We start from the raw sequence: 24,380 nt of genomic DNA on the forward strand, positions 1-24,380 counted from the left end.
AGGGAGTTCAGCCGGTGAACGCGGCGGTGCCGTTCGGGACGCCGAGCCCGGACGGACCGTCGTAGCCGCTGCCCGCGGTGCACAGGTACGAGCCGCCGCAGCTGCCGTTGGAGCCGCTGGTCACGTCGTAGAGCGCCGAGGTGTGCGCGTACGGGAAGGACGCCGGGGTGGACCCGGCCGACGGGGCTCCGGCCAGCGCGTAGGTCGCCGCGATCAGCGGGGAGGAGGCGCTGGTGCCGCCGAAGACCATCCAGCCGCTTGCCGAGCGGTAGCTGTCGTACACCGCGACACCGGTGTTCGGGTCGGCGACCGCCGAGACGTCCGCGACGGTGCGCGCGGCACAGCCGGTGTCCTTCTGCCAGCCCGGCTTGGCGCCGTACTTGGAGCAGCCGGAGCCCGCGCCGCTCCACACGCTGTCGTTCCAGCCGCGGGAGTTCGAGGCCGTGCTCAGCGAGGTGCCGCCCACCGCGGTCACGTACGGGGAGGCCGCCGGGTACTCGGTGCCGTAGCCGTTGTCGCCGGAGGAGACGGTGATGGCGACGCCCGGGTGGTTGAAGTACGCGGAGTCGTAACTCGCGTCACTGGAGGACTCGGAGCCGCCGTAGCTGTTGGAGACGAACTTCGCGCCCAGCTTCACCGCGGTGTTCACGGCCGTGCCGAGGTTGGTCATGCCGGCCGAACTGGCCTCCACCAGCAGGATCTTGCAGTTCGGGCAGGCCGCGCTGACCATGTCGAGGTCGAGGGAGATCTCCTCGGCCCAGCCCGAGTCCCCGCGCGGGTAGCTGGTGCCGCCGCTCTGGTCCACCTTCTTGAAGCAGCCGTTGGCGGTGGTGCAGGCCGGCAGGCCGTACTGGGCGCGGTAGACGGCGAGGTCGGATTCGGCGTTCGGATCGTCGTAGGCGTCGACGATCGCCACCGTCTGGCCCGAACCACCGGTGGCGGAGGGCAGGTTGTAGGCCGCCTGGAGCGAGGCGGGCCCGTAGCCGGCGGGCGCGGCGGCCGCGGTCAGGTCGCTTTCGGCGTGCGCCGACCGGGGGGTGCCCGCGGTGACCTGGAGGGCGTTGCAGGCCATCTGGCCCTTCGCCGGGGCGGCACACGCATGGGCGACGGTGACGCCGTGCGAGGTGGTCGCCTGGGCAGCCTGGCCGACGGGGGCGGCCAGGGCGAGGGCGGCCGTGGCGAGGGTGGCCACGGCGGTGAGGGAAACGGTTCTGCGCAACGTACGTCCTTCGCGAGAGGGATGGGCGGGAAGGGCTGTGGGGGGTGCGCGATACCGCCCGGTCGCACGGGGTGCGCCCGGGTCGCGCAGAACGTACGGAGGCCGGGGCCGTGTCAACAAGATCGACGTTGGGCGGGGAGCGTTCCTTTGCCGTTTCTGTAATGTCCATGTCGCATTCATGGTCGAAAGGCGGTCCGACCATGGGTTGACGGACCCGGGTGACGGTTCCGCCGGGGTTCAGGCGATAGTGGAGTACGTGACTGCTGCTCCTGACCCCCGTTCCGAAGCCGCCGCGCCCGTCCGGTCCGGGCGCCGCAGCCTCGCCGTGGCCCTGCTGTTCGGCGCGCTCGGCGCGGCCGTGGCGCTGCTCGCCAGCCGGCAGCGCTGGGCGGAGGGCACCGCGACGGTGGCCGGCGGCACCTTCCCGCTGACCGCCAAGGGCAGCGACGTCACGGGCGTGCCCGCGGCCCTCGCCATAGTGGGCCTCGCCGCGCTCGTAGCCGTCTTCGCCGTGCGCCGGGCGGGCCGCGTCGCCGTCGCCGCGCTGCTCGCGCTGTCCGGGGCCGGCATCGTCCTCGCCGCCCTGGTGTCCGCCTCCGACAGCACCGCGCTGGACGAGAAGGCGGCCCAGGCCAGCGGCGACACCTCCGCCACGGTCGCGTCGCTGAGCCACACCGGCTGGCCGTACGCGGCGGCCGTCGGCGGACTGCTGATCCTGCTCGCCGGGCTGCTCGCACTGCGCTTCGGCGGCCGCTGGCCCGCCATGTCCGGCCGGTACGAACGCGGCACGGACCGCCCGCGCCGGAGCGCGCGCCCGGTCGATCCCGAGCGCCCCGAGGAGATCTGGAAGGCCCTGGACCGGGGCGAGGACCCCACCGGCGCCTGACTCCCGGCGGGTGTGGCGAACCAGACTCCACCCCCGCGTCCGGCGCCCGCCGGCGTACGGGACAATGGACGGCGAGCGTCCGGCTCGGACAGTGTGACGGGCGGGCTCGGAGCCGTACGAACGTACGCTCCCCTGGGACACGTACACAGCAACGAGGAGCACAGACATGGCGGGCAGCAGCCACGGCCACGGTCACACCCCGGCCGCCTGGACCGGCGTCATCATTTCCTTCATCGGTTTCCTGGTCGCGGGCGCCCTCATGGTGATGGGCTCGGTCGTCGGCTTCTGGGTCGGCATCGCGCTGATCCTCCTCGGCGCCGTCGTGGGCGGGATCATGCGTGCCATGGGCCTCGGCCAGAACCAGAAGCCGCTCAAGATGGTCGGTGCCGCCCCCCTCGTCGCCCGCGAGCCGGCCGCGGCGGAGAGCTGATCCGCCGAACACCGCTTCCCGAGGGGTGGCCCGCGTCCATGACGGACGCCGGCCACCCCTCGTGGCGTACCGGGGGCCGGGCACCCGGCGCCTTTCCCGCGCGCGCCCCCCTCTCCTCGGCGAGAATGCTCCCGTGACCGCCGCCGATCCCGCCGCCCCCACACCGCCGCCGAGCGCGGCCCCGCCTGCCCCGGCCGCCGCCCGCGCGCCGGGCGCCTCTGCCGGACCCCTCGTGAAGGGGGGCGTGCCCGGGAGCCGGGCGGACGCCGCGGCGCCGCGGTGGGCGGCGCCCGGGCGCCCGGGAGCACCCGCCGCGCCCCTGTGGCGGCGGCTGGCCGTGCCCGCCGGGGTGTTCGCCGCGGTGGCGGGCGCGTTCGCCTACGTCGGGGCCGTCGACCCCGACCACCCCGGCCACTACCCGGTCTGCCCGCTCTACCGGTTCACCGGCCTGTACTGCCCCGGCTGCGGCGGACTGCGCAGCGCGCACGCGTTCGTGCACGGGGACCTGCCGGCCGCGCTGCACGACAACGCGCCCGCCGTCGCCGGCTACGCCGTCTTCGCGGTGCTGTGGTTCGTCTGGGCGGTCCGCTCCTGGCGCGGCCGGCCCGCGCCCCGAATCGCCCTGCGGCCGGTCCAGGTGTGGTCGATCGCCGCGCTGCTGCTGGTGTTCAGCGTCGTTCGCAACCTGCCGTTCGGGGCCTGGCTGCACCCCTGACCGGCGGCTCGGGTGTCCACGACGTGAAACCGGCGTCCACCGGATGCGAGGGCTCCGCCCTGCTCCGGATACCATCGAGTGACCGAGGGTTTTCACAACCTGAAGGAATTCCGACCCGCTGAAAGGGGGCCGCTCGCGTGAGTGTGCTCGACGAGATCATCGACGGCGTCCGTGCCGACCTCGCGGAGCGGCAGGCACGCGTCAGCCTCGACGAGCTCAAGGAGCGCGCGGCCAAGGCCCCCGCCGCCAAGGACGGGGTGGCCGCGCTCAAGGGCGACGGCGTCAAGGTCATCTGCGAGGTCAAGCGCTCCAGCCCCTCCAAGGGCGCGCTGGCCGCGATCGCCGACCCGGCCGGGCTCGCCGCGGACTACGAGGCGGGCGGCGCGTCCGTCATCTCCGTCCTCACCGAACAGCGCCGCTTCGGCGGCTCCCTCGCCGACCTGGAGGCCGTCCGCGCCCGCGTGGACATCCCGGTGCTGCGCAAGGACTTCATCGTCACGTCGTACCAGCTGTGGGAGGCCCGCGCCTACGGTGCCGACCTCGCGCTGCTGATCGTGGCCGCCCTGGAGCAGTCGGCCCTGGAGTCGCTGATCGAGCGCGCCGTGTCCATCGGCCTCACCCCGCTGGTCGAGGTGCACGACGAGGACGAGGTCGAGCGGGCCGTGGCCGCGGGCGCCAAGGTCATCGGCGTCAACGCGCGCAACCTCAAGACCCTCCAGGTGGACCGCGGCACCTTCGAGCGGGTCGCCCCGGAGATCCCGGACCACCTGGTCAAGGTCGCCGAGTCCGGCGTGCGCGGCCCGCACGACCTGATCGCCTACGCCAACGCCGGCGCCGACGCGGTCCTGGTCGGCGAGTCCCTGGTCACCGGCCGTGACCCGAAGACCGCCGTCTCCGACCTGGTCGCCGCGGGCGAACACCCCGCGCTCCGGCACGGCCGGGACTGATCACCCGCTAGGCTGACCCCGATGACTTCCTCCACCGTGACGACCGTGGACCGGTACGCCCGCCTGGCGCGCGGCTGCCGCCCCAGGGGCTGCCGAGCCCCTGCCCGGCGTGTCCACGGCCGCAGGGTGCGGTACGTCATCGGTGACGAGCCGGGGCAGGTGAACGGACGCCGATGGCAGCGCGCCCCACGGGGGCGCGGGGCAGGATCGGCTCCCGCGGCTTCGCCGCGCGAGCGCGACCGGCCGTACACGGCCTGAGGTCACCCCATCGGCTCCGCCCCCACGGCGAACAGTGTCTTTTCCGCACACACTCACCGTGAGGTACTGGCATGCCCAGCAACTACTTCTTCCCCGACCCGGAGGGGCAGGTGCCCAGCGCCGAGGGCTACTTCGGCGCGTTCGGCGGCAAGTTCATCCCGGAGGCCCTCGTCGCCGCCGTGGACGAGGTCGCCGTCGAGTACGACAAGGCGAAGGCCGACCCCGAGTTCGCGCGCGAGCTCGACGACCTGCTCGTCAACTACACCGGGCGGCCCAGCGCACTGACCGAGGTGCCCCGGTTCGCCGAACACGCCGGTGGGGCCCGGGTGTTCCTCAAGCGCGAGGACCTGAACCACACGGGCTCGCACAAGATCAACAACGTGCTCGGCCAGGCGCTGCTCACCAAGCGCATGGGCAAGACCCGGGTCATCGCCGAGACCGGCGCCGGTCAGCACGGCGTCGCCACCGCCACCGCCTGCGCCCTGTTCGGCCTCGACTGCACCATCTACATGGGCGAGATCGACACCCGCCGGCAGGCCCTGAACGTGGCCCGGATGCGGATGCTCGGCGCCGAGGTGGTCGCCGTGAAGTCCGGCAGCCGCACCCTCAAGGACGCCATCAACGAGGCGTTCCGCGACTGGGTCGCCAACGTCGACAGCACCCACTACCTGTTCGGCACGGTCGCCGGGCCGCACCCCTTCCCGGCCATGGTCCGCGACTTCCACCGGGTGATCGGCGTCGAGGCCCGCCGCCAGCTCCTGGAGCGCGCGGGACGCCTCCCGGACGCGGCCGTCGCCTGCGTCGGCGGCGGCTCCAACGCCATCGGCCTCTTCCACGCCTTCATCCCCGACGCGGACGTCCGCCTGATCGGCTGCGAACCGGCGGGCCACGGCATCGAGACCGGAGAGCACGCGGCGACCCTGACCGCGGGCGAGCCCGGCATCCTGCACGGCTCCCGCTCCTACGTCCTGCAGGACGAGGAGGGCCAGATCACCGAGCCGTACTCGATCTCGGCCGGTCTGGACTACCCCGGCATCGGGCCCGAGCACTCCTACCTCAAGGACTCCGGGCGCGGCGAGTACCGCGCGATCACCGACGACGCGGCCATGCGGGCGCTGCGCCTGCTGTCGCGCACCGAGGGCATCATCCCGGCCATCGAGAGCGCCCACGCCCTCGCCGGCGCCCTCGACGTCGGCAGGGAACTGGGCCCCGACGGGCTGATCGTCGTCAACCTCTCCGGCCGCGGCGACAAGGACATGGACACCGCGGCCCGTTACTTCGGGCTGTACGACACCGACGCCGAGGTGGCCGCGGACGCCGCCGACACCGCCGAGATCGAGGGGGACGCCAAGTGAGCGGGAACATCCGGCTGTTGACCGACACCCTCGCCGGCGCCAAGGCCGAGGGCCGGGCCGCGCTGATCGCGTACCTGCCGGCCGGGTTCCCCACCGTGGACGGCGGCATCGAGGCGATCAAGGCCGTCTTCGACGGCGGCGCCGACGTGGTCGAGGTGGGCCTGCCGCACAGCGACCCGGTGCTGGACGGCCCGGTCATCCAGACCGCCGACGACATCGCCCTGCGCGGCGGCGTCAGGATCGCGGACGTGATGCGAACCGTCCGGGAGGCCCACGCGGCCACCGGCAAGCCCGTGCTGGTGATGACGTACTGGAACCCCATCGACCGCTACGGTGTCGAGCGGTTCACCGCCGAGCTGGCCGAGGCGGGCGGCGCGGGCTGCATCCTGCCCGACCTGCCGGTGCAGGAGTCCGCGCTGTGGCGCGAGCACGCCGACAAGCACGGCCTGGCCACGGTCTTCGTGGTGGCGCCGAGCAGCAAGGACGCGCGGCTCGCCGAGATCACCGCGGCGGGCAGCGGGTTCGTCTACGCGGCCTCGCTGATGGGCGTCACCGGCACCCGCGAGTCCGTCGGCACGCAGGCCCAGGAGCTGGTGGAGCGCACCCGCGCCACCGGTACCGAGCTGGCCGTCTGCGTGGGCCTCGGCGTCTCCAACGCGCGGCAGGCCGCCGAGGTCGGCGCCTTCGCGGACGGCGTGATCGTGGGGTCGGCCTTCGTGAAGCGCATGCTGGACGCCCCCGACCACGCCTCGGGTATCGAGGCGGTCCGGGAGCTCGCCGGCGACCTGGCGAAGGGCGTGCGCGGCCAGGCGTAACCGCACGGGACCTCCCGTAACGACCCATTCCGGTCACTCGAACGGGTGGACCTCGGGCCGGGGAGGCGCGCTGCGCCTCCCCGGTTCGTTCTGGGGGTGTGAGCGAGAAGAACCGTGACGGAAAGCGCACCGCCCGGGAGCGGCTGGCGGTCGAGCGCGAGAAGCAGAAGGCCGCGGAGAAGCGGCGGCGCACGCTGATCGTGGGCGCCGCCGTCGTCTGCGTCCTGGGCCTCGCGGCGGTGATCGGCGTGGTCGCCGCGAACTCGGGCAAGAACAAGAGCAGCAGCAGCGCGGGGCCGGTCGTGGCGCCCTCCGGCGCCCAGGGCAAGGACGGCCTCGCGATCCCGGTCGGCAAGGACGGCGCCAGATCCACGCTCACGATCTGGGAGGACTTCCGCTGCCCCGCCTGCCAGGCCTTCGAGGCGGCGTACCGGCCCACGCTCCACGAACTGACCGACGCGGGCAAGCTCAGGATCGAGTACCACCTGGTCCGGCTGATCGACGGCAATCTCGGCGGCACCGGCTCCCTGCGCGCGGCCAACGCCGCCGCCTGCGCCCAGGACGCCGGGAAGTTCCGCGACTACCACGACACGCTGTACGCGAACCAGCCCAAGGAGACCGACGACGCCTTCGCGAGCAACGCCAAGCTGATCACCCTGGCCGGCAAGGTGAGCGGCCTGGACACGCCCGCCTACCGCGCGTGCGTGAACGGCGGTACGCACGACAGCTGGGTGAACCGCTCCCAGAAGGCCTTCCAGGGCGGCGGCTTCACCGGCACGCCCACGGTGCTGCTGGGCGGCAAGAACATTTACGAGGACCAGTCGATGACACCGGCCAAGCTCAAGCAGATGGTCGAGGCGGCCGACCGCGGGTAAGCGATTCTCACGCCCCCGTTACGCACCCGTGGCCAGGCGGCTTGGTGTCCCGGGGGCCTGGCACGGTAGCGTCGGACCTGCCATGGAACTTGCCTACATTCCCAGCCCGTCGCGCGGGGTGCTGTACCTCGGCCCCATCCCGCTGCGCGGCTACGCCTTCTGCATCATCATCGGCGTCTTCATCGCCGTCTGGCTCGGCAACAGGCGCTGGGTCGCCCGCGGCGGGCAGTCCGGCACGGTCGCCGACATCGCGGTGTGGGCCGTACCGTTCGGTCTGGTCGGTGGCCGGCTGTACCACGTGATCACGGACTACGAGCTGTACTTCAGCCCCGGCCGTGACTGGGTGGACGCCTTCAAGGTGTGGCAGGGCGGCCTGGGCATCTGGGGCGCGATCGCGCTGGGCGCGCTGGGCGCCTGGATCGGGGCGCGGCGCCGGGGCATCCCGATGCCCGCGTACGCCGACGCCGTCGCGCCCGGCATCGCCCTCGCGCAGGCCATGGGCCGCTGGGGCAACTGGTTCAACCAGGAGCTGTACGGCCGGGAGACCCATGTCCCCTGGGCGCTGCACATCACCTCCTCCGAGGGCGGCCGGGTGCCGGGGTACTACCACCCGACGTTCCTCTACGAGTCCCTGTGGTGCATCGGCGTCGCGTTCCTGGTGATCTGGGCCGACCGCCGCTTCAAGCTGGGCCATGGCCGGGCGTTCGCGCTGTACGTCGCCGCGTACTGCGTGGGCCGGGGCTGGATCGAGTACATGCGGGTGGACGACGCCCACCACATCCTCGGCCTGCGCCTCAACGACTGGACCGCCCTGATCGTCTTCCTGCTGGCGGTCACCTACATGATCGTCTCGGCGAAGCGCCGTCCCGGCCGCGAGGAGATCGTGGAGCCCCTCGCGGTCACGGCATCGGCGGACGGCAGGGACACGGACAACGAGACGGACGCCGCCCCCGAGAAGTCCGACTCCGAGAAGTCCGACTCCGAGAGGTCCGCCCCCGAGAAGGTCGCACCCGGGAAGTCCGCCGAGCCGGCGGACGAGCCGGGCACGGCCGCCGGGGCAGCCGAGTCGGCGACGAAGCAGAGCTGACACACGCGGCACGGCATCGAGGGCGCCCGGAGGGTTCTTCCGGGCGCCCTCGATCCGTGTGGGCCGTCGTCAGCTCCCTCTGCGGGCGAGGGACAGCGTGCGGCGGGCCTCGGCCACCACGGCCGCGTCGACGAAGCGGCCGTCGGGCAGGGCCTGGGCGCCCTCCTGTGCGGTGGCGGCCTTGAGAACCGTCTCGGCGTGCTCGACCTCCGCCGGGGTGGGCAGATAGGCGCGCTCGATCACCGGCAGCTGGCGGGGGTGGATCGCGGCGCGGCCGAGGAAGCCCAGGGCGCGGCCGTGGGCGCAGGAGGCGGCCAGCCCCTCCAGATCGCGGATGTCGGGGTGGACCGTCTGGGGCGGTGGCGGCAGCCCCGCGGCGCGGGCCGCGACGACCACGCGGGAGCGCGGCCAGTCCAGCCCCGCGTCCGCCCGCATCCCCAGGTCGGCCCGGAGGTCGGTCTCGCCCAGGGAGATGCCCCGCAGGGCCGGGTGCGCGCGGGCGATGGCGTACGCGTGCTCGATGGCGAGGGCCGACTCCAGCAGCGCGTGGAGGGGGAGCGGAGTGCGGGCGGCGACCTGGCGTACCTCGGCCGGGGCCGTCACCTTCGGCAGCCGGAGCGCGGACGGGCCCCGCAGTCCGGCCAGCGCTGCGAGGTCGGCGCTGGCCCACGGGGTGCCCAGGGCGTTGACGCGGACGTGCACCGGCACCGGCGGCGGCTCCGTGAGGAGGTCGGCCGTGGCGTCCCGCGCGTACTCCTTGCGGTCGGGGGGCACCGCGTCCTCCAGGTCGATCACCACCACGTCGGCGCCCGCGGACAGCGCCTTGGCGATCACCCGGGGCCGGTCGCCGGGGACGTACAGCCAGGTCAGCAGGGTCACAGCGCGCCCTCCTCGCGCAGCGCGGCGATCTCGTCCGGGCTGAGGCCCAGCTCGGTGAGGACCGCGTCGGTGTCCGCGCCGTGCGGCCGGCCGGCCCAGCGGATCGCGCCGGGGGTCTCGGACAGCCGGAACAGCACGTTCTGCAACCGCAGCGGGCCCAGCTCCGGGTCCGGCACGGTGGTCACCGTGTCCAGGGCCCGGTACTGGGGGTCCGCCAGCACGTCCCGGACGTCCTGCACCGGGGCCACCGCGGCCTGTGCCGCCTCGAACGCGGCCAGGACCTCCGCGCGGGTGCGGGCGGCGATCCAGGTGCCGACGGCCTCGTCCAGCACATCGGCGCGCGCGGCCCGGCCGGCGCCGGTGGCGAACCACGGCTGCTCGGTCAGCTCCGGGCGCCCCACCAGGCGCAGCACCCGTTCCGCCACCGACTGCGCGGAGGTGGAGACGGCGACCCAGGTGCCGTCGGCGGTGCGGTACGTGTTGCGCGGGGCGTTGTTCGCCGACCGGTTGCCGGTGCGTTCCTGGACGTAGCCGAGCTGGTCGTACCAGGTGGGGTGCGGGCCGAGCACGGACAGGATCGGCTCGATGATCGCCATGTCCACGACCTGCCCGGCGCCGGTGCGCTCGCGCGCGGCCAGCGCGGTCAGCACGCCGTACGCGGTGGTCAGGCCCGCGATCGAGTCGGCGAGTCCGAAGGGCGGCAGCACCGGGGGCGCCTCCGGCTCCCCGGTGAGCGCGGCGAAGCCGCTCATCGCCTCGGCCAGGGTGCCGAAGCCGGGGCGGTGCGCGTACGGCCCGAACTGGCCGAACGCGGTGACCCGGGCGAGCACCAGCCGGGGGCTGGCCGCGGACAGCGCGTCCCAGCCCAGGCCCCACCTCTCCAGGGTGCCGGGGCGGAAGTTCTCGATCACCACGTCGGCGGTGGCGGCGAGCCGCAGCAGCGTCGCCCGGCCGCCCGGCCGGGACAGGTCGAGGGTGATGGCGCGCTTGTTGCGGCCGAGCACCTTCCACCACAGGCCCACCCCGTCCTTGGCCGGTCCGTGCCCCCGGGACGGGTCCGGCCGCCGCGGATGCTCGACCTTGATCACCTCGGCGCCGAAGTCGCCGAGCAGCGACGCGGCCATGGGGCCGGCGAAGAGCGTCGCCAGGTCCAGGACCCGCAGCCCGCCCAGCGCCGGGACCCCGGGGAGCGCCGGGTCCCCGGGGGGCGTCGGCTCCCCGCTCATGAGGTGAACCGCGCGTCGATCTCCGGGCGGTACGGCATCGAGGCGGACGCCCCCGCCCGCTCGACCGACAGCGAGGCCGCGGCGGCGGCCCAGGACAGGGCCTCGCGCACGGGCTTCTCCTCGGCGAGGGCCACCGCGAGGGCCCCGGCGAAGGTGTCGCCCGCGCCCGTGGGGTCCACGGCCTCGACCCGCGGCGCGGGCACCACCAGCGGCTCCGCGTCGCGGGTCACGTACAGACAGCCGGTCGCGCCCAGCGTGACCACCGCGCACGGCACCACCTCCAGCAGCGCGGTGGCGGCCGCCCGCGGGTCGGGATGTCCGGTGAGGGTGATCGCCTCCTCCGCGTTGGGCAGCAACAGGTCGGTGGCCGCGAGGAGTTCGGGTGGCAGCGGCCGGGCGGGCGACGGCGTCAGGACGGTCCGGACCCCGTGCCGGCGGGCGGCCTCGGCGCCCGCGACCACCGCCGCCAGGGGGATCTCCAGCTGGAGCAGCAGCGCGTCGGCGGAGGCGATCACCCCCTCGTCGCCGGGCGAGAGGTGGTCGACGGTGCCGTTCGCGCCCGGGACGACGACGATCGAGCTGCCGCCCTCGTCGTCCACCACGATGTGCGCGGTGCCGGACGGGCCCTCGACCGTGCGCAGGAAGTCGGTGTCCACACCGGAGTGTTCGAGGGTCTCCCGCAGCCGCGCCCCGAACGCGTCGGTCCCGACGGCGCCGATCATCGACACGGTGGCCCCGGCCCGCGCGGCGGCGATCGCCTGTCCCGCGCCCTTGCCGCCGGGGATCGTGCGGAACTCCCGGCCGGTCACGGTCTCCCCGGGCTGCGGGGCCTTGGCGGCACGGGTGACGAGGTCCATGGTGGTGCTGCCGAGGACGGCGATGTGGGTCACGGGCGGATCGCCTCCAGGTGCGTGAGGTGGGCCAGGGCGTCGAAGCCGCTGCCGTCGAAGTCGGCGACGCCGGTGGTGAGCCGGTTCTTCAGCGGAACCCGCCAGTGCTCGGGGAGCGCGGTGGGGGAGCCCGCGAGGAGCCCGGCGACACTGCCCGCCGTCGCGCCGACCGAGTCGGTGTCCAGACCGCCCGCCACCGCGCGGCGCACGGAGCCGGTGAAGTCGCCGCCGGCGTGGGCGAGTGCGGCGACCAGCAGGGCGGTGTTGGGGATGGCGTGCACCCAGTGGTGGGTGGGGGCGTAGCGGGCGTGGAGTTCGTCCACCACGTCGTCGAAGTCCTCGTGCGCGGCCGCGAGGCGCAGCGCGTGCCCGATGGCCTCGGCCAGCCGCGAGCGGGGCGGGACCACCGTCCGGCCCGCCCGCAGACAGGCGTGCACGTCGTGTTCGCCGGTGGCGGCCGTGGCGAGGGTGGCGGCGGTGAACATGGCCGCGTAGACGCCGTTGGCGGTGTGCGTCAACACCGCGTCCCGGTACGCCTGTTCGGCGGCGCCGGCCGGGTCGCCGGGGTTGGTCCAGCCGTGCACGTCGGCGCGGATCAGGGCGCCGATCCACTCCCGGAACGGGTTGCGGTGCCGGGCGGTGTGCGGTGGTTCGACGCCGGTGAGCAGGTTGCGGTAGGCGAGGCGTTCCGCGGTGAACGTCCGGCCGGGCGGCAGCTCTTCGAGCCACAGCCGGGCCACGTCCTCGGTGGTGAAGTTCCTGCCGTGGCGCTGGAGCAGCAGCAAGTTGAGCAGGGGGTAGTCGAGGTCGTCGTCCGCGGGCATGCCGTCGATGTTCTCGGCGAGGGAGGTGGCGGCCGAGCGGCGGTTCCAGGGGTGGGCGGCGAGCAGCTCCCCGGGGACGCCCCGGGCGGTGAAGTAGCCGTTGAGCGGCCAGTTCCCGGCCGCCCTGGCCAGGGCGCGGATACCGTCCAGGGGCAGCTTCTCCACCGGTTTGCCCAGCAGGCAGCCGATGGCCCGGCCCAGCCAGGACGCCTCCAGCGCGAGCGGTCCCGGCGACGGGGCGGGCCGCGGTGCGGGCCAGTCGGGGCACGCCGCCCGGATCGCGGCCAGCTCGGTCGGCTCGTCGTCGGCCAGCCGGCTGGGCAGGTCGGCCAGTTCGTCCAGCAGGTCCTCGGCCAGCAGCCGCAGATAGCGGGAGACACGGTGCGCGGAGGCGCCCGCGCGCTCCGGGGCGTCCGGACCGCCCGCCGCCCGCCAGCGCTCCTCGATCCGCGACGGCTCCCGGCCGTCCAGGCGGGCCTGGCGCAGTTCGTGGCCGAGCAGGTCCTCGGGCTGGACCCAGGTCAGTCGGAGCACGGCGTACCTCCCAGGGCGGCGAAGGCCCGTTCGTGGGCGCGGCGCCGCTCGACGTCGCGGGCGAAGATCTCGCGGGTGACCCGGGCGAGGGTGCGTGCCGGCCGCCACAGGTCCAGGCGGCTCGCCTGCGCCACGGCCCGCGCCCAGTCCTCGGGCACCGGGGAGCCGAGGGCGCCCGCGAGGGCCCCGGCCATCGTGGCGATCGAGTCGCAGTCGCGGCCGTAGTTGACCGAACCGAGCACCGCCTGCCGGTAGTCGCCGCCGCAGACCACCAACATGCCGAGCGCGACCGGCAGTTCCTCGATGGAGTGCAGCCGGGAGGGGCGGCGGGCGGCGAGGGAGGGAGCGCGGTAGTCCGGACCGACCGTGTCGTACGGGGCGACGGCCGCGCGCAGCGGCCCGAGCGCCGGTTCGAACTCGTCGTATCCGCAGGCCACTTCGCAGACCTTTTCGATCGCCGTCCGGGTGCCGTCCTTGGCCGTCGCCAGGCAGGCGGCCACCACCGAGTCCGGGGTCGCGCCCGGTGAGGTGGCGGCGGCGACGGCCGCGGCGAAGACACCGGCCGCCTCCCTGCCGTACGACGACTGGTGGGCACCGGCGACGTCCAGCGCCTCCGCGTACGCGGCCCGCGGGTCGGCCGCGTTGACCAGGCCGACGGGGGCCATGTACATCGCCGCACCGCAGTTGACGATGTTGCCGACGCCCGCCTCCCGGGGGTCCGCGTGCCCGTAGGCGAGCCGGGCCACCAGCCACTTCTCGGCGAGGAACAGCCGGTGCAGCGGCAGTGCCTCCGCCTCCAGTTCGGGGATCCAGCGGGGCTCGGTCATCAGGTCCGGCACCAGGTGCTCGGCCAGCGCGTAGGCGTCGAGGTGGTCCCGGACCCGGTCGTAGACCCGGATCAGCGCGTGGGTCATCAGGGTGTCGTCCGTGACGTGGCCGTCGCCCTTGTGGTAGGGCGCCAAGGGGCGGGCGGTCCGCCAGGCGTCGCCGTGCCAGGGGCCGACGATGCCGCGCACCCGGCCGCCGTGCCGTTCGGCGATCTGCTCGGGGGAGTACCCCTCGACGGGTCCGCCGAGGGCGTCACCGACGGCGGCGCCGACGAGGGCGCCGGTGATCCGGTCGTCCAGACCGGGCGAGCGGAGCCCGGCGCGCTCCTCTTCGGGGCCTTTGAGTTGCATGGGCGTCATGCCCGAATCATCCCCCTGGGCGGGCCGGTTGTGCGGCTTCCAGGAGTCCGGCGAGTTCCACCAGGTCGGTGCCGGTGAGCCTCGGCAGGGCACAGCCCGGCAGGATGCGGCAGGCGTCGCGCCAGGTCTCCGGGATCGCCGCGCCGCCGCCGAGGGCGCCGGTGAGGGCGCCCGTGAGCGCGGGGGCCGAGTCGGCGACCCGGGACAGACAGGCGGCGGCGGGTACGGCCTCGGCGATCCGGCCGCGGGCGGCGATGGCCAGCGCCAGGGCTACGGGGACGGTCTCGGCGGCCGCGACGCCGTAGCTGTAGACGTGGTCCACGATCTGGTGCTCCAGCACGGGGACGAGGGCGAAGGCGGGCGCGCCGTCCTCGGCGAGGGCGAGCGCGTGCCGGGCGTTGCGGCCGATCTCGGTGTCGGGCGGGAGTTCGGCGAGGGCGGCCGTGACGCAGGCGCCGGGGTCCGCGCCGGCCAGGGCGAGCGCCACGGCGGCCGCCATGGCCCGGGCGCCGTGCACACCGTCGCCGTCCTGGGTGTAGCGGGCGTCGAACTCGGCGAGGGCGGCGGCGCGTTCGGGATCGCCGGGGTGGGCCACCGCCAGGGCGCAGGCGCGGACGCAGGCCGCGTCGTCGAAGTAGTGCGGGTTGTCGTGACCGGTGGCGGGCGGGCGCAGGCCGGTGGCGAGGTTGCCGAGACCGGCCCGCACCGAGATCCGGGCGCGCAGCGGGAGCACGGCGGACTCGATCTCCGGCGCGCGGTCCGCGGCGGCGGCGACCTCGCAGGCGACGGCGGTCCAGGTGAGGTCGATGGCGGCGCGCATCCGGCGGTCCCGGCTGAGGTCGCCGAGGGCGTCGTCGGTGCCGGCCCGCAGGACCGCCTCCGCGGCGAAGGCCGCCCATTCGGCGTCGTCGGAGGGGCCGAGGCGGAGCGGGCCGGGCGGCTGGTTCAGGGCGATCGGCACCGGGAGGGTGGTGGTCGCGTTCTGTTCCGCGAAGGTGTCCAGCTCCCGGGTGAGACGGCGGGTCCACTCGGGCATGCGGGCGGCGCGGTGCCGGGCGGCGGGCCAGCCGGCGGCGTCACCCGCGGCGAGCCCCAGCAGCATCCCCTCGACCCGTCGCGGCCTCACGACCGGCCCTCGCGGTCCGCGCCGCCGAGGGGGCTGAGCACCCTGGACCACCGGACCTTCGCCCGCCTGCCACCCGGCTCCGCGGACCGGAGCGAGGGCGCCGGGGCCGTGGCCGGGGACGGGGGCAGCTCGGCGGGCGCGGGGGCGGGGGGCAGGGAGGGCGCGGGTGGCTCGGCGGGCTGGGCCGGGGGGAACGAGGGTGCGGGTGGCGCGGGGGGCTGAAGGGCTGCGGGGGGAGGAGACGCGGGTGGTTCGGTGGGTTGGAGGGCCGCGGGGAGCGACGGTGTGGGTGGCTCGGCGGGCTGGAGGGCTGCGGGGAGAGGTGACGCGGGCGGGTCGGCGGGCTGGAGGACCGCGGCAAGAGGCGACACGGGGGGCTCGGTGGGTTGCAGGGCCGCGGGGAGCGACGGTGTGGGTGGCTCGGCGGGCTGGAGGGCTGCGGGGAGAGGTGACGCGGGCGGCTCGGTGGGTTGGAGGGCCGGGGCAAGAGGTGACACGAGCGGCTGGGTGGGCCGGGGCGGCGCGGGTGGTTCCGTGGGTGGCGGTACCAGCAGGTCCGCCACCTCCTCCACCCGCCGTCCCGCCATCGACGGCAGGCACCGCCCCCGCACCGGGCCGATCGCCTCGGCCCAGTGCGGCGGGATCGCGGCCGCGCCCCGGGTCGCGCCGGCCAGGGCGCCCGCCACCGCCGCCGTGGTGTCGGCGTCGCGGCCCATGTTGACGGCCGTGAGGACCGCCTCGCGGAAGTCGCCGTCGGCCGTGGCGTAGGCGCCGAAGGCGAGGGCGACGGCCTCGGGGGCGAGGTCGGTCCAGGGATAGCCGCCGATGACGACGGCGGAACGGACGGCGCGCTCGCCGCGGTGGGCGACGGCCACCGCGCGGCGCAGCGAACGGGCGGTCCAGGAGTCGTCCGGGATCACCGCGAGCGCGGCGGCGATCACCACCGGGACCGGGGCGCCCGCCATGGCCGCGGCCACCCCGGCCGCGACCGCCTGTCCGCCGTGGATGCCCTCGCCCTCGTGGCTGACCGCGCCGTCGATCGCGACCAGGCGGGCCGCCTCCCCGGGGCGCCCGGCCGCGAACACCCCGAAGGGGGCCGCCCGCATCGCCAGGCCGTCGCTCCAGGCGTGCCGGTGCTGGGCGGAGACCGGCGCGGCCAGGCCCCGGCGCAGGTTCTCCAGCGTGCCCCGCTCGCTGAAGCCCGCGCCGCGGAAGGTGCCCTCGGCCCGGTCGGCGATCCACTCGTGCCAGGCCGCCTCCACGTGCGCCGGGGTGAGCGCCGAGCCGTGCCGGGCCAGCAGCAGGCCGGAGAAGAGGGCGTACTCGGTGTCGTCCGTGCCCTGCGGCCGGTCGGTCACGAAATCCGTGATGCGGCCCCAGCGGGCGCGGATCTCGGAGGGCTTCAGGTTCTCCGCGGGGGCGCCGAGCGCGTCGCCGACGGCCAGGCCGAGCAGGGCGCCCCGGGCCCGGTCGCGAAGCCCGGGGGCCGCTTCGGGCGAGGGGTGCGGGGGTGGGGGAGTGCAGGCGGTCGATGCCATGGGCGGTCTCCTTCGGCGGGGCCCACCTGGGCCCGCGGACCCTTTGCGGATGTGTCCCACCACGGACCGGTGCGCGTGCCTCGGACGAGGGCCTGTCACCCGCTCGGCCACCTGAGCGGAAAGGGGCGCGGATGAGCGCAAAAAGCGTAAAGCCGCAGGTTAGCCCAGCCTTCCCTTGCTGGCGGCGCGGGCCGGAACGACGTAGATTGCCTGTAGTCGAAAAGTAGAACTCGTCCAAAGTTAGCTTTGGCTAAGCTTAATTCGGGGAACCTGATGGCCATCATCGAAACCGAGGCCGCGCTGCACGAAGCGCACCGCGACAACCACACGCACCGCGATGTGAACGGCGGCTGGCTGCGCCCCGCCGTCTTCGGCGCGATGGACGGCCTGGTCTCCAACCTCGCCCTGATGACCGGCGTGGCCGGCGGCTCCGTCAGCCACCAGACCATCGTCATCACCGGACTCGCCGGACTCGCCGCGGGCGCCTTCTCCATGGCGGCCGGCGAGTACACCTCCGTCGCCTCCCAGCGCGAGCTGGTCCAGGCGGAGCTGGACGTCGAGCGCCGTGAGCTGCGCCGGCACCCGCAGGACGAGGAGGACGAGCTGGCGGCGCTCTACGTCGCCCGGGGCGTGGCCCCCGAGCTGGCCCGTGAGGTGGCCCGGCAGCTGTCCAAGGACCCCGAGCAGGCCCTGGAGATACACGCCCGCGAGGAGCTGGGCATCGACCCCGGCGACCTGCCGTCGCCGCTGGTCGCGGCCGTCTCCTCGTTCGGCTCCTTCGCCCTGGGCGCGCTGCTGCCGGTGCTGCCGTACCTGCTCGGCGCCACCGCGCTGTGGCCCGCCCTGGTGCTCGCGCTGATCGGGCTCTTCGGCTGCGGCGCCGTCGTGGCGAAGGTGACCGCGCGCAGCTGGTGGTTCAGCGGACTGCGGCAACTCGCGCTGGGCGGCGCGGCCGCCGGTGTGACGTACGCCCTGGGCGTGCTGTTCGGAACGGCCGTAGGATGACCGCATCCGCTACCTATGCGATGGGCCGCATAAGTAGCCGTTACCCGCTGGTTTCGGATGTGTGACCACGGGGCATGAGCCGTAAGCGCTGTGGGCAATGACGCCTGCCGCACCCCGCGGGGTGGGCCGACGACGATCCCCCCGCTTCTTCGGGCCGACGGGCACCGGCAGGACCGATGGTCCGGCGGTGACCCAGCGGCCCCCGCACGCGTTCGCCGCCATGAGCGGCACCCGGCCGCTTCGTGCGGTTGCCTCCGCCGTCCCCGCGCGGCACTCTGGCACCCCCGCCACCCACCCCGTGGTGTCCGCATTTTGGAACGGAGCTTCCGCTTTCCGAGATCCGGTCCATCATGTAACCTGCACGAAATTTCGCCACCCCCGCAGAGGGCCAACGTCGTCCCTCGGCACACGCCACATGCCACATGACGACGACGGGAGAGCCGATGCGTACGCCGCGCCAGCCGTCCCAGCATTCCGAGAACGGCCAGAACTGGTCGTTCATGGATGCTCGCCCTGCTGCGCAGGGTATGTACGACCCCCGCAACGAACACGACGCCTGCGGCGTCGGTTTCGTCGCCACCCTCACCGGCGAGGCCTCCCACACCCTGGTCGAGCAGGCGCTCACCGTGCTCCGCAATCTGGAGCACCGCGGCGCCACCGGCTCCGAGCCGGACTCGGGCGACGGCGCGGGCCTGCTCTCGCAGGTGCCGGACGCCTTCCTCCGCGAGGTGGCCGGATTCGAACTGCCCGCCGCCGGCTCCTACGCCGTCGGCATCGCCTTCCTGCCCGAGGACGGCACCGAGGAGATCGTCTCGGCCATCGAGACGATCGCCGGCGAGGAGGGCCTGACCGTCCTCGGCTGGCGCGAGGTCCCGGTCGCCCCCGAGCTGCTGGGCGCGACGGCCCGCTCCACCATGCCGGTCTTCCGGCAGATCTTCGTGGCCGACGGGGAGAGCGCGGGCATCGCGCTGGACCGCAAGGCGTTCGTGCTGCGCAAGCGCGCCGAGCGCGAGGCGGGCGTCTACTTCCCGTCCCTGTCCGCGCGCACCATCGTCTACAAGGGCATGCTGACCACCGGCCAGCTGGAGCCCTTCTTCCCGGACCTGTCCGACCGCCGCTTCGCCTCCGCGATCGCGCTGGTGCACTCCCGGTTCTCCACCAACACCTTCCCCTCGTGGCCGCTCGCGCACCCGTACCGGTTCATCGCCCACAACGGCGAGATCAACACCGTCCAGGGCAACCGCAACTGGATGCGCGCCCGCGAGTCCCGGCTCGCCTCCGACCTGTTCGGCCCCGCGGAGAAGCTGGAGCGCATCTTCCCGGTGTGCACCCCCGGCGCCTCCGACTCCGCCTCCTTCGACGAGGTCCTGGAACTGCTGCACCTCGGCGGCCGTTCGCTGCCGCACTCCGTGCTGATGATGATCCCGGAGGCCTGGGAGAACCACGCCTCGATGGACCAGGCCCGGCGCGCCTTCTACGGCTACCACGCCACGATGATGGAGCCCTGGGACGGCCCCGCCTGCGTCACCTTCACCGACGGCACCCAGGTCGGCGCCGTGCTCGACCGCAACGGTCTGCGCCCCGGTCGCTACTGGGTCACCGACGACGGCCTCGTGGTGCTCGGCTCCGAAGTCGGCGTCCTCGACATCGACCCGGCCCGGGTCGTCCGCAAGGGCCGCCTCCAGCCCGGCCGGATGTTCCTCGTGGACACCGCCGAGCACCGCATCATCGAGGACGACGAGATCAAGTCGTCCCTCGCCGGCGCACAGCCCTACGCCGAGTGGCTGGAGGCCGGCGAGATCGAGCTGGGCGACCTGCCCGAGCGCGAGCACATCGTGCACACCCACGCCTCGGTCACCCGCCGCCAGCAGACCTTCGGGTACACCGAGGAGGAGCTGCGCGTCATCCTCGCCCCGATGGCCCGCACCGGCGCCGAGCCGATCGGCTCCATGGGCACCGACTCGCCCATCGCGGCCCTGTCCGAGCGCCCGCGCCTGCTGTTCGACTACTTCACCCAGCTGTTCGCCCAGGTCACCAACCCGCCGCTGGACGCCATCCGCGAGGAGCTGGTCACCTCGCTGCGCAGCGCCCTCGGCCCGCAGGGCAACCTGCTGGAGCCGACCGCCGCCTCCTGCCGGTCCGTCATGCTGCCCTTCCCGGTGATCGACAACGACGAGCTGGCCAAGCTCATCCACATCAACGCCGACGGCGACATGCCCGGCTTCAAGGCCGCCACCCTCTCCGGCCTGTACCGGGTGAGCGGCGGCGGCGAGGCGCTGGCCGCCCGCATCGAGGAGATCTGCGCCGAGGCCGACGCGGCCATCGAGAACGGCGCCCGGCTGATCGTCCTGTCCGACCGGCACTCCGACGCCGAACACGCGCCGATCCCCTCGCTGCTGCTCACCGCCGCCGTCCACCACCACCTGATCCGCACCAAGCAGCGCACCCACGTGGGCCTGCTGGTCGAGGCCGGTGACGTCCGCGAGGTCCACCACGTCGCCCTGCTGATCGGCTACGGCGCCGCCGCCGTCAACCCCTACCTCGCGATGGAGTCGGTGGAGGACCTGCTGCGCGCGGGCACCTTCCTCGACGGCATCGACACCGAGAAGGCCATCAAGAACCTCATCTACGCCCTCGGCAAGGGCGTGCTGAAGGTCATGTCCAAGATGGGCATCTCCACCGTCGCCTCCTACCGGGGCGCCCAGGTGTTCGAGGCCGTCGGCCTGGACGAGTCCTTCGTGGAGAAGTACTTCAACGGCACCACCACCAAGATCGGCGGCGTCGGCATCGACGTCATCGCCGCCGAGGTCGCCGCCCGCCACGCCAAGGCCTACCCGGCCTCCGGCATCGCGCCCGCGCACCGCACCCTGGAGATCGGCGGCGAGTACCAGTGGCGCCGCGAGGGCGAGCCGCACCTGTTCGACCCGGAGACGGTCTTCCGCCTCCAGCACTCCACCCGCACCGGCCGGTTCGACATCTTCAAGAAGTACACCGCCCGGGTGAACGAGCAGTCCGAGCGCCTGATGACGCTGCGCGGCCTGTTCGGCTTCACCTCGGACCGGGCGCCGATCCCGGTCGAGGAGGTCGAGCCGGTCAGCGAGATCGTCAAGCGCTTCTCCACCGGCGCCATGTCGTACGGCTCCATCTCCAAGGAGGCGCACGAGACCCTCGCCATCGCCATGAACCAGCTGGGCGGCAAGTCCAACACCGGTGAGGGCGGCGAGGACCCGGAGCGGCTGTACGACCCCGCGCGCCGCTCGGCGATCAAGCAGGTCGCCTCCGGCCGCTTCGGCGTGACCTCCGAGTACCTGGTCAACGCGGACGACATCCAGATCAAGATGGCCCAGGGCGCCAAGCCCGGCGAGGGCGGCCAGCTGCCCGGCCACAAGGTCTACCCGTGGGTCGCCAGGACCCGGCACTCGACGCCGGGCGTGGGCCTGATCTCCCCGCCGCCGCACCACGACATCTACTCCATCGAGGACCTCGCCCAGCTGATCCACGACCTGAAGAACGCCAACCCCCAGGCGCGGATCCACGTCAAGCTGGTCTCCGAGGTCGGCGTCGGCACCGTCGCGGCGGGCGTCTCCAAGGCGCACGCGGACGTCGTGCTGATCTCCGGTCACGACGGCGGCACCGGTGCCTCCCCGCTGACCTCCCTCAAGCACGCGGGCGGCCCCTGGGAGCTGGGCCTCGCCGAGACCCAGCAGACGCTGCTGCTCAACGGCCTGCGCGACCGGATCGTCGTACAGACCGACGGCCAGCTCAAGACCGGCCGTGACGTGGTCATCGCCGCGCTGCTCGGCGCCGAGGAGTTCGGTTTCGCGACCGCGCCGCTCGTCGTCTCCGGCTGCGTCATGATGCGCGTCTGCCACCTGGACACCTGTCCGGTCGGCATCGCCACCCAGAACCCGGTGCTGCGCGAGCGCTTCGCCGGCAAGGCCGAGCACATCGTGAACTTCTTCCGGTTCATCGCCGAGGAGGTCCGCGAACTCCTGGCCGAGCTGGGCTTCCGCTCCATCGAGGAGGCCGTCGGCCACGCCGAGGTGCTGGACGTGCGGCGCGCCGTCGACCACTGGAAGGCGCAGGGCCTGGACCTGGAGCCGCTGTTCCACGTGCCCGACCTGCCCGAGGGCGCCGTCCGCCACCAGCAGATCGCCCAGGACCACGGCCTCCAGAAGGCCCTGGACAACGAGCTGATCAAGCTCGCCGCCGACGCCCTGGCCGCGAACGAGGCCACCGAGGCCCAGCCGGTGCGCGCCCAGGTCGCCATCCGCAACATCAACCGCACGGTCGGCACCATGCTCGGCCACGAGGTGACCAAGAAGTTCGGCGGTGCGGGCCTGCCCGACGACACCATCGACATCACCTTCACCGGCTCCGCCGGCCAGTCCTTCGGCGCGTTCCTGCCGCGCGGCATCACGCTGCGCCTGGAGGGCGACGCCAACGACTACGTCGGCAAGGGCCTCTCCGGCGGCCGGATCATCGTCCGCCCCGACCGCGCGGCCGACCACCTCGCCGAGTACTCGACGATCGCGGGCAACACCATCGGCTACGGCGCCACCAAGGGCGAGCTGTTCCTGCGCGGCCGGACCGGTGAGCGGTTCTGCGTGCGCAACTCGGGCGCGCTGGTCGTCTCCGAGGGCGTGGGCGACCACGGCTGCGAGTACATGACCGGCGGCCACGCCGTCGTCCTCGGCCCGACCGGCCGCAACTTCGCGGCGGGCATGTCCGGCGGTATCGCCTACGTCATCGACCTGGACCCGGCCAACGTCAACGCGGGCAACGCGGACGCCGTCCGGGAACTGGACGAGACGGACAAGCGGTGGCTGCACGACGTGGTGCGCCGCCACGCCGAGGAGACCGGCTCGACCGTCGCCGAGAAGCTGCTCGCCGACTGGGACGCGGCCGCGGCCCGGTTCAGCAAGATCATCCCCAGCACGTACCAGGCAGTGCTCGCCGCCAAGGACGCCGCCGAGCGAGCCGGTCTCTCCGAGACCGAGATCACCGAGAAGATGATGGAGGCGGCGACCAATGGCTGATCCGAAGGGCTTCCTCAACCACGGCCGCGAGGTCGCCAGGACCCGTCCCGTCGCCGAGCGCGTCAAGGACTGGAACGAGGTCTACGTCCCCGGCTCCCTGCTGCCGATCGTCGGCAAGCAGGCCAGCCGGTGCATGGACTGCGGCATCCCGTTCTGCCACAACGGCTGCCCGCTCGGGAACCTGATCCCCGAGTGGAACGACTACGCCTACCGCGACGACTGGGCCGCCGCCTACGAGCGGCTGCACGCCACCAACAACTTCCCGGAGTTCACCGGGCGGCTGTGCCCGGCGCCCTGCGAGTCGGCGTGTGTGCTGGGCATCAACCAGCAGCCGGTCACCATCAAGAACGTCGAGGTCTCGATCATCGACAAGGCGTGGGACAGCGGGTACGTCACCCCGCGCATCCCCGAGCGCCTGTCCGGCAAGACCGTCGCGGTGATCGGCTCGGGCCCCTCCGGTCTGGCCGCGGCCCAGCAGCTGACCCGGGCCGGCCACACGGTCGCCGTCTACGAGCGCGCGGACCGCATCGGCGGTCTGCTGCGGTACGGCATCCCCGAGTTCAAGATGGAGAAGCGGCACATCAACCGCCGCATCGAGCAGATGCGCGCGGAGGGCACCCGCTTCCGCACCGGCGTCGAGATCGGCCGGGACCTGAGCGCGCGCGACCTGAAGAAGCGCTACGACGCGATCGTGATCGCCGCCGGCGCCACCACCGCCCGCGACCTCCCGGTCCCCGGCCGGGAACTCAAGGGCATCTACCAGGCCATGGAGTACCTGCCGCTGGCCAACAAGGTCCAGGAGGGCGACTACGTGGTGTCGCCCGTGTCGGCCGAGGGCAAGCACGTGGTGGTCATCGGCGGTGGCGACACCGGCGCGGACTGCGTGGGCACCGCCCACCGGCAGGGCGCCGCCTCGGTCACCCAGCTGGAGATCATGCCCCGGCCGAACGAGGAGCGGCACCCCACCGGCCAGCCCTGGCCGACCTTCCCGATCCTCTACAAGGTCACCTCGGCCCACGAGGAGGGCGGCGAGCGGATCTACTCCGCCTCCACCACCCGCTTCGAGGGCGACGAGGACGGCAACGTGCAGTGGCTGCACCTGGCCGAGGTCGAGTTCGTGGACGGCAAGCTGACCCAGAAGCCGGGCACCGAGCGCCGTATCCCGGCCCAGCTGGTCACACTGGCCATGGGCTTCACGGGCACCGACCGCGAGAACGGTCTGGTGGAGCAGTTCGGCCTGGAGCTGGACGAGCGGGGTAACATCGCCCGCGACGCCGACTTCCAGACCAACGTTCCGGGGGTGTTCGTCGCCGGTGACGCCGGCCGCGGGCAGTCCCTGATCGTCTGGGCGATCGCGGAGGGCCGCTCGGCCGCCCGCGGAGTCGACCGCTACCTGACCGGGGCCAGCGACCTGCCGGCCCCGATCCGCCCGACGGACCGCGCCCTCGCGGTCTGACGGCACCACGAGACGTTTCCGCACAAAGGCGTGCGGAACACCTGACGGCGCCTGCCCACTGTCCCCGACCGGACGACCGGGCAGGCGCC

The 24,380-nt window shown here is 73.8% G+C and carries 20 protein-coding genes and 1 pseudogene; 12 read left to right on the top strand and 9 right to left on the bottom strand.

Features of this window, described 5'->3' with window-relative positions:
* Positions 1–7: 7 nt before the first annotated feature.
* A complete protein-coding gene (locus HZZ00_RS07830; RefSeq protein WP_180331520.1) occupies positions 8–1,219 on the bottom strand; it encodes a peptidase S8 in 1,212 nt (403 codons plus the stop codon).
* A 247-nt stretch (positions 1,220–1,466) separates the two neighbouring features.
* On the opposite strand from HZZ00_RS07830, the gene HZZ00_RS07835 reads away from it, so the two are divergent.
* From HZZ00_RS07835 to lgt, 9 genes and pseudogenes are all read left to right on the top strand, one after another.
* Positions 1,467–2,105 carry a TIGR02234 family membrane protein gene (locus HZZ00_RS07835; protein WP_180331521.1) on the top strand — a complete coding sequence of 213 codons (639 nt, stop codon included), beginning with the start codon at positions 1,467–1,469 and terminating at the stop codon, positions 2,103–2,105.
* 166 nt (positions 2,106–2,271) lie between these two features.
* On the top strand, positions 2,272–2,535 hold the full coding sequence (locus HZZ00_RS07840; protein ID WP_180331522.1) for an HGxxPAAW family protein: 264 nt from the start codon (positions 2,272–2,274) through the stop codon (positions 2,533–2,535).
* A gap of 319 nt (positions 2,536–2,854) precedes the next feature.
* The gene (locus HZZ00_RS07845; protein ID WP_257585929.1) at positions 2,855–3,250 is read left to right on the top strand and encodes a DUF2752 domain-containing protein; all 396 of its coding nucleotides are present in this window, start codon (positions 2,855–2,857) and stop codon (positions 3,248–3,250) included.
* 137 nt (positions 3,251–3,387) lie between these two features.
* The gene (gene trpC, locus HZZ00_RS07850) at positions 3,388–4,197 is read left to right on the top strand and encodes an indole-3-glycerol phosphate synthase TrpC (protein WP_180331524.1); all 810 of its coding nucleotides are present in this window, start codon (positions 3,388–3,390) and stop codon (positions 4,195–4,197) included.
* A 21-nt stretch (positions 4,198–4,218) separates the two neighbouring features.
* On the top strand, positions 4,219–4,455 hold the full coding sequence (gene trpM / locus HZZ00_RS39165) for a tryptophan biosynthesis modulator TrpM (RefSeq protein ID WP_374028519.1): 237 nt from the start codon (positions 4,219–4,221) through the stop codon (positions 4,453–4,455).
* A 71-nt stretch (positions 4,456–4,526) separates the two neighbouring features.
* On the top strand, positions 4,527–5,810 hold the full coding sequence (trpB, locus tag HZZ00_RS07855; RefSeq protein ID WP_074992048.1) for a tryptophan synthase subunit beta: 1,284 nt from the start codon (positions 4,527–4,529) through the stop codon (positions 5,808–5,810).
* Positions 5,807–6,625 carry a tryptophan synthase subunit alpha gene (gene trpA / locus HZZ00_RS07860; protein ID WP_180331525.1) on the top strand — a complete coding sequence of 273 codons (819 nt, stop codon included), beginning with the start codon at positions 5,807–5,809 and terminating at the stop codon, positions 6,623–6,625. Before trpB ends, trpA begins: the two co-directional genes overlap by 4 nt.
* 98 nt (positions 6,626–6,723) lie before the next feature.
* On the top strand, positions 6,724–7,500 hold the full coding sequence (locus HZZ00_RS07865) for a thioredoxin domain-containing protein (protein ID WP_180331526.1): 777 nt from the start codon (positions 6,724–6,726) through the stop codon (positions 7,498–7,500).
* A gap of 82 nt (positions 7,501–7,582) precedes the next feature.
* A pseudogene (gene lgt, locus HZZ00_RS07870) lies at positions 7,583–8,299 on the top strand (prolipoprotein diacylglyceryl transferase); the annotation flags it as partial.
* A 38-nt stretch (positions 8,300–8,337) separates the two neighbouring features.
* Here the strand turns inward: lgt and HZZ00_RS39170 are convergent.
* Genes HZZ00_RS39170 through HZZ00_RS39175 form a run of 8 tightly spaced genes read right to left on the bottom strand, consistent with a single transcriptional unit; the run spans position 8,338 to position 16,791 of the window.
* Positions 8,338–8,604, bottom strand: coding sequence for a pentapeptide repeat-containing protein (locus tag HZZ00_RS39170; RefSeq protein WP_374028546.1), 267 nt, complete (start codon positions 8,602–8,604; stop codon positions 8,338–8,340).
* Positions 8,605–8,656: 52 nt separating this feature from the next.
* On the bottom strand, positions 8,657–9,466 hold the full coding sequence (locus tag HZZ00_RS07875; RefSeq protein WP_180331528.1) for a CoA ester lyase: 810 nt from the start codon (positions 9,464–9,466) through the stop codon (positions 8,657–8,659).
* A complete protein-coding gene (locus HZZ00_RS07880; RefSeq protein WP_180331529.1) occupies positions 9,463–10,692 on the bottom strand; it encodes a CaiB/BaiF CoA-transferase family protein in 1,230 nt (409 codons plus the stop codon). The genes HZZ00_RS07875 and HZZ00_RS07880 overlap by 4 nt, the downstream gene beginning before the upstream one ends.
* Positions 10,689–11,582: a ribokinase gene (locus HZZ00_RS07885; RefSeq protein ID WP_180331530.1), complete on the bottom strand. Its 894-nt coding sequence runs from the start codon at positions 11,580–11,582 to the stop codon at positions 10,689–10,691. Before HZZ00_RS07885 ends, HZZ00_RS07880 begins: the two co-directional genes overlap by 4 nt.
* Complete coding sequence (locus tag HZZ00_RS07890) at positions 11,579–12,940, bottom strand: ADP-ribosylglycohydrolase family protein (RefSeq protein ID WP_180331531.1); 1,362 nt, start codon at positions 12,938–12,940, stop codon at positions 11,579–11,581. Before HZZ00_RS07890 ends, HZZ00_RS07885 begins: the two co-directional genes overlap by 4 nt.
* A complete protein-coding gene (locus HZZ00_RS07895; RefSeq protein WP_180331532.1) occupies positions 12,928–14,127 on the bottom strand; it encodes an ADP-ribosylglycohydrolase family protein in 1,200 nt (399 codons plus the stop codon). Before HZZ00_RS07895 ends, HZZ00_RS07890 begins: the two co-directional genes overlap by 13 nt.
* Before the next feature lie 7 nt (positions 14,128–14,134).
* Positions 14,135–15,229, bottom strand: a complete 1,095-nt coding sequence (locus tag HZZ00_RS07900; RefSeq protein ID WP_180333421.1) for an ADP-ribosylglycohydrolase family protein — start codon at positions 15,227–15,229, stop codon at positions 14,135–14,137.
* A 20-nt stretch (positions 15,230–15,249) separates the two neighbouring features.
* Positions 15,250–16,791: an ADP-ribosylglycohydrolase family protein gene (locus HZZ00_RS39175; protein ID WP_180331533.1), complete on the bottom strand. Its 1,542-nt coding sequence runs from the start codon at positions 16,789–16,791 to the stop codon at positions 15,250–15,252.
* 273 nt (positions 16,792–17,064) lie between these two features.
* On the opposite strand from HZZ00_RS39175, the gene HZZ00_RS07910 reads away from it, so the two are divergent.
* The 3 genes from HZZ00_RS07910 to HZZ00_RS07920 all read left to right on the top strand — a co-directional run bounded on the left by HZZ00_RS07910 (position 17,065) and on the right by HZZ00_RS07920 (position 24,291).
* Positions 17,065–17,796 (top strand): VIT1/CCC1 transporter family protein, encoded by a 732-nt coding sequence (locus HZZ00_RS07910; protein WP_070028535.1) that lies wholly within the window; start codon positions 17,065–17,067, stop codon positions 17,794–17,796.
* 527 nt (positions 17,797–18,323) lie between these two features.
* Positions 18,324–22,835, top strand: coding sequence for a glutamate synthase large subunit (gene gltB, locus HZZ00_RS07915; protein ID WP_180333422.1), 4,512 nt, complete (start codon positions 18,324–18,326; stop codon positions 22,833–22,835).
* Complete coding sequence (locus tag HZZ00_RS07920) at positions 22,828–24,291, top strand: glutamate synthase subunit beta (protein ID WP_180331534.1); 1,464 nt, start codon at positions 22,828–22,830, stop codon at positions 24,289–24,291. Before gltB ends, HZZ00_RS07920 begins: the two co-directional genes overlap by 8 nt.
* Positions 24,292–24,380: the final 89 nt, after the last annotated feature.

Origin of the sequence: Streptomyces sp. NEAU-sy36 (assembly GCF_013423905.1) — a bacterium.
Lineage (GTDB): Bacteria > Actinomycetota > Actinomycetes > Streptomycetales > Streptomycetaceae > Streptomyces > Streptomyces misionensis.

Coding starts and splice junctions, on each gene's coding strand:
- HZZ00_RS07840 (WP_180331522.1), top strand. CDS start 2,272: ATGGCGGGCAGCAGCCACGGCCACGGTCACACCCCGGCCGCCTGGACC.
- trpM (WP_374028519.1), top strand. CDS start 4,219: ATGACTTCCTCCACCGTGACGACCGTGGACCGGTACGCCCGCCTGGCG.
- trpB (WP_074992048.1), top strand. CDS start 4,527: ATGCCCAGCAACTACTTCTTCCCCGACCCGGAGGGGCAGGTGCCCAGC.
- HZZ00_RS39170 (WP_374028546.1), bottom strand. CDS start 8,604: ATGCCGTGCCGCGTGTGTCAGCTCTGCTTCGTCGCCGACTCGGCTGCC.
- HZZ00_RS07880 (WP_180331529.1), bottom strand. CDS start 10,692: ATGAGCGGGGAGCCGACGCCCCCCGGGGACCCGGCGCTCCCCGGGGTC.
- HZZ00_RS07895 (WP_180331532.1), bottom strand. CDS start 14,127: ATGACGCCCATGCAACTCAAAGGCCCCGAAGAGGAGCGCGCCGGGCTC.
- HZZ00_RS07900 (WP_180333421.1), bottom strand. CDS start 15,229: ATGCTGCTGGGGCTCGCCGCGGGTGACGCCGCCGGCTGGCCCGCCGCC.
- HZZ00_RS39175 (WP_180331533.1), bottom strand. CDS start 16,791: ATGGCATCGACCGCCTGCACTCCCCCACCCCCGCACCCCTCGCCCGAA.
- HZZ00_RS07910 (WP_070028535.1), top strand. CDS start 17,065: ATGGCCATCATCGAAACCGAGGCCGCGCTGCACGAAGCGCACCGCGAC.
- gltB (WP_180333422.1), top strand. CDS start 18,324: ATGTACGACCCCCGCAACGAACACGACGCCTGCGGCGTCGGTTTCGTC.
- HZZ00_RS07920 (WP_180331534.1), top strand. CDS start 22,828: ATGGCTGATCCGAAGGGCTTCCTCAACCACGGCCGCGAGGTCGCCAGG.